The sequence below is a fragment of the Nocardia sp. NPDC059228 genome, from assembly GCF_042754245.1.
GTDB lineage: Bacteria > Actinomycetota > Actinomycetes > Mycobacteriales > Mycobacteriaceae > Nocardia.
Map to the genome: position 1 here is coordinate 1 of NZ_JBHZAL010000082.1, position 4,027 is coordinate 4,027.

The 4,027-nt window shown below is 70.4% G+C and carries 4 protein-coding genes; 3 read left to right on the plus strand and 1 reads right to left on the minus strand.

The window, feature by feature from the left end:
- Positions 1 to 252 precede the first annotated feature (252 nt).
- From ACFXKA_RS42425 to ACFXKA_RS42435, 3 genes are all read left to right on the plus strand, one after another.
- Positions 253 to 1,248, plus strand: coding sequence for a helix-turn-helix domain-containing protein (locus ACFXKA_RS42425; protein WP_379431819.1), 996 nt, complete (start codon positions 253 to 255; stop codon positions 1,246 to 1,248).
- Positions 1,249 to 1,319: 71 nt separating this feature from the next.
- A complete protein-coding gene (locus ACFXKA_RS42430) occupies positions 1,320 to 2,303 on the plus strand; it encodes a hypothetical protein (RefSeq protein WP_379431820.1) in 984 nt (327 codons plus the stop codon).
- 55 nt (positions 2,304 to 2,358) lie between these two features.
- Entirely contained in the window at positions 2,359 to 2,811 is a 453-nt protein-coding gene (locus tag ACFXKA_RS42435; RefSeq protein WP_379431821.1) for a peptidase inhibitor family I36 protein, read from the plus strand.
- A gap of 318 nt (positions 2,812 to 3,129) precedes the next feature.
- Here ACFXKA_RS42435 and ACFXKA_RS42440 read toward each other — a convergent pair.
- Positions 3,130 to 4,027: helicase associated domain-containing protein (locus tag ACFXKA_RS42440; RefSeq protein ID WP_379431822.1), on the minus strand; the 898-nt coding region annotated here is incomplete at its 5' end.

Consider the following 4,027-nt stretch of genomic DNA (forward strand, 5'->3'; position numbering starts at 1 on the left):
CCCCACCCCGTTATTTGCCGGGCAGATACTGAAGCTCGGGCGGCCGGGGGGGCGGGCGCGGCGGGGGGGGGGGGGCGGGGGGCCGCCGCCGCCCCCGGGGGGGGGCGGCCCCCCCCACGACGAGTGCGCTCCTGTACGCGGCCGTCCGCCCGACACAACTCCGGCTCGAACTCCAACTCCTCGCTCCGCGGCCCCGGGAAACGGTAGAACGACAGGATCATTGCCCCAGCAGCGACAGCATGGTGGTGAGTCATGGACGTGATCAGTACCGCCGACGTCTCGGCGGGAGAACGGATGGCGTACTGGCGCGAGATGAGTTCGAAGCTCTGCGCGCCCTATGAACTGCGCTGCGAAAGGGAGTCGGAGAGCGAGTTCCGGGCACAGGCCGGTATCAGTGACTTCGGCCCGGTACAGGCGGCCCTGATGACCAGCGCCCGGCACACGGTCCACCGCACGCCCAGGCTCATCCGCCAGTCCGACCCCGAGGTGTTCAAACTCGCCTGCGTCGAGCGCGGCGGCGGCGGGATGACGCAGGACGGCCGGTACACGGAGTTCGGCGTGGGGGATCTGATCCTGTTCGACACCTCACGCCCCTACGACGCCGAGTTCCAGCGGGACGTTCCCGTGAGCCGGCTGCTTCTCCTGCGCTTCCCGCGCTCGCTGCTGCCCCTGCCGATCCGCGACCTGCGAAGCCTGAGCGGGGTACGCATTCCCGGCGCCGGGGGAATCGGAGGGCTGTCCGCGCAGTTCATGCTGCAACTCGCCCGCCACATGGACGAACTCAGCCCGTCCGACGCCGCCCGGCTGTCCACCCTGACGCTCGACGTGCTGACGATGGCGCTGGCCACCGCGCTGGACGCCGAGCGCACGGTCCCGCCCCACACCAGACGCCGAGCGCTGATGGCCCGGATCCACGCCTTCATCCGGGACAACCTGGGCGATACGCGCCTGACCCCGGACGCGATCGCAGCGGCGCACCACATCTCGCTGCGATACCTGCACAAGCTGTTCCAGGAGGAAGGGCACACCGTCGCGGGCTGGGTCCGCGAGTGCCGCTTTGAGCAGTGCCGGCGGGACCTCGCCGACCCCCGGCTGGCCGCCCGCCCGATCAACGCGATCGCGGCCCGGTGGGGGTTCGCCAACGCCGCGCACTTCAGCCAGGCGTTCCGCAGCGCGCACGGCCTCTCGCCGCGCCAGTTCCGGGAGCGGTGCGCGACAGCGGCGCCCGGGAGCGACTGTGCGCGCTGACTGAAGACCTGTGCGCTCACCGACAACGACAAGCCCGGCCGAGCGCCTGCACCCTCTTGTGAGGAAGGAACGTGGCACGAACGAAGGGGGAATCACTCGTGCCGGGTATACGCGGACGTGTACTGGTGTCCCTGGGTGTCGTCGCGGCCGCCACCGCGGCGGCGACCGCGGCGGCGACGATCGGATACGCCGGCGGCAGCGACGGAGTACGCGCGGCGCAGGACGACCCCCGCCCGCACTCACGGCCTCAAGCGCTCACCTGGCAGCAGGAGTTGCGCGTCGCCGACGCGCGGCAACGCCTGACCAGCCGGTGCATGAACCGCCATGGCTTCACCTACTGGGAGGACCGCACCCTCACACTCCGGGAGAGCCGCCCGGTCCGCTACGTCCAGGACGACCTGGCCTGGGCCCGTACGCACGGGTACGGCGGCCGTATCGACGCGAAGAGCGACCGCGTCCGTGAGCGCAACCCCAACGGCACCTACCGGCAAGGGCTTTCCGCGGCCCACCGCACCGCCTTCGACATCGCACTCGACGGCGGCGACAGCGCCCGCCTGCTCACGGCGCCGCTGCCGGGCGGCGGAGAGATCCAGAAACGGCTCGGCGGCTGTACGGAGGAGGCCGAGCGCGAACTGTACGGCGACCCGGCCGAATGGTTCCGTACGAGCAAGATCGCCACAGGTCTCAACTCCCTCTACTCCGCCGACCTCATGAAGGACCGTCAGCTCACCGCGGCCGTACGGGCATGGGCCCGGTGCATGAAGAGCGCCGGGCAGCCCTACAAGGACCCCCAGGCGGCGCGCGACGCCGTCCGGGTCAACACCGCCCGGCTGGGCGCTGCCCGCGCCGACGAGGCGTTCGCCGCCGAGCGGAAGACAGCCGTCGCGGACGCGGCCTGCGCCCGCGACACGTCCCTGCGGGCCGTGGCCAAGGCCCGGGAGACGTACTACCAGGACCGCCTGGGCGACCGGTTCGGCGACGCGCTCGACACCTACCGCCACCTCGGCCGCCGCGCGTACGACCGGGCGGTGCACGTCGTCCCGGAGCGCACCTGACCACCAAGGCACCACCAGCACACCATCACCGCATCACCAACGAGGGGAAAACACCATGCGTAAATACATCGTCGCGGCGGCGCTCACCGGCCTCACCGCTCTGGGCATCGCGGCACCGACCACCGCCGCCCACGCGGCCGAAGGCACCGTCGCGGGCTCCGGCTGCAACAGCGAGTGGGGCCCGCGTGACGGCAACATGTACGCCTGTCAGAACCTGGACTGCGACGGCGCCCTGTTGATCAGGACCCCGGGGAACAGCCCCTACTGGGGAGCCTCGGCGACCGACAAGGCGACATCCGTCATGAACCGCGGCTTCCTGGGTGGCAAGGACATCGTCAAGTTCTACGAGGACATCAACTACAGGGGCGGCCACACCTGCCTCTACCCGGAAGAGCTGTACGCCGACGACGTGACCGACAACCGGTTCCACAACGGCTACGGGGTCAACGACCGCATCACCTCGCACGAGTGGGTGACGGCGGCCTCCTGCTCCAGCGTGCTGACCTGACACACCCCGCCCACAAACCCCAGCCCGAAAGCTGCGGCCCGGGACACCCGGGCCGCAGCAGACCTGCGCCGGCGGCGGTGCGGCGAGTCCCTCTCAAGGGGACCTGCCCGGACGGGGACATTGGCACCTGTGCGTGTACGCAGCCCGAGCCCGCAGACCTGGCGGATCCGCCCCAGCAGGGGGCCCGCGGAGCAGGGGGAAGGCCAGAGGTTGTCTCAGCGGGGGGTGTCGCGTTCGTCGTCGTGGTCGACCAGCAGGCGGCCCTTCGGCGCACGGGGTCTGGCGCGAGCGCGACGGCCGTGATGACGACGGTGCCCATCATGTCCAGCGCATGCTGATCGCGGACAACTGGGCCGCCCGCTCCGGGGTCAGCGAAGCGGCTCTGCTGCGTTGATTGCTGACCCATGCTCCGAGGCGGTACTGCTGCTCCTGGCCGTCGTCGGTGAGGACGGTCTCCACGTGCTTCCTCGGCACCCGGAGGTGTCCCTCGCGTTGGAAGTACTGTTTGGCGGCTTGGTAGTTGAGGGCCCATTTGCCAGCTTGTGTGCGACGCGGGGGCGGCTTCTCGTCCTCGGTGGCGGGCTCGATCCCGAGGACCTGTTCGCACATCCACTGCTGCACCCCGCTCAGCTGATCCCACCCGAGGCGTACGGACCGTACCCACCGCCCCAGGTCCTCGCCCCGGCGTACGACCAGCCCCGGCGCGGTGGGCAGTGTCCCACCCTCCTCCAGGTGGGCCCGCGTGAGGTGAAAGGCGCGTTGCCATTCCAGGGGCCAGGGTGGGCACCAGGAGGGGTCGATGTTCTCCAGTTGCCCGCGCCGGGTGTCCGGCAGCGCACCGGCCGACGACTTCACCGGCAGCCCCTCGGCACGCCGCTTCTCGTTCTCGGCCGCTTTGCGGGCGGCGGCCCTCGCGTTCTTCAGCCAGATCCCGACCCGGTATCCCTGGTGGGTGGCGTCCAGCGGTGCCAGCAGGTGCCCGTTCACTTCGGCCCACCCGCGTGCGGCGGACAGGCCTTCCTCCCACGCGACGTCGTAGTGCGACCAGATCATGCCGAGCTTCTCGAGCTGTTCGACGTGGTCCTCGTCTATGTTCCCGCGGGCGTGGAAGCGCCGGTTGTCGGCGATCCACGGCCCCAGCGGGAAGGAAGCGAGCGAGGCTGGCCACCCGATCTCTTCATCATCCTGGTCGTCTACATCGTGAAGTAGGTTGTTG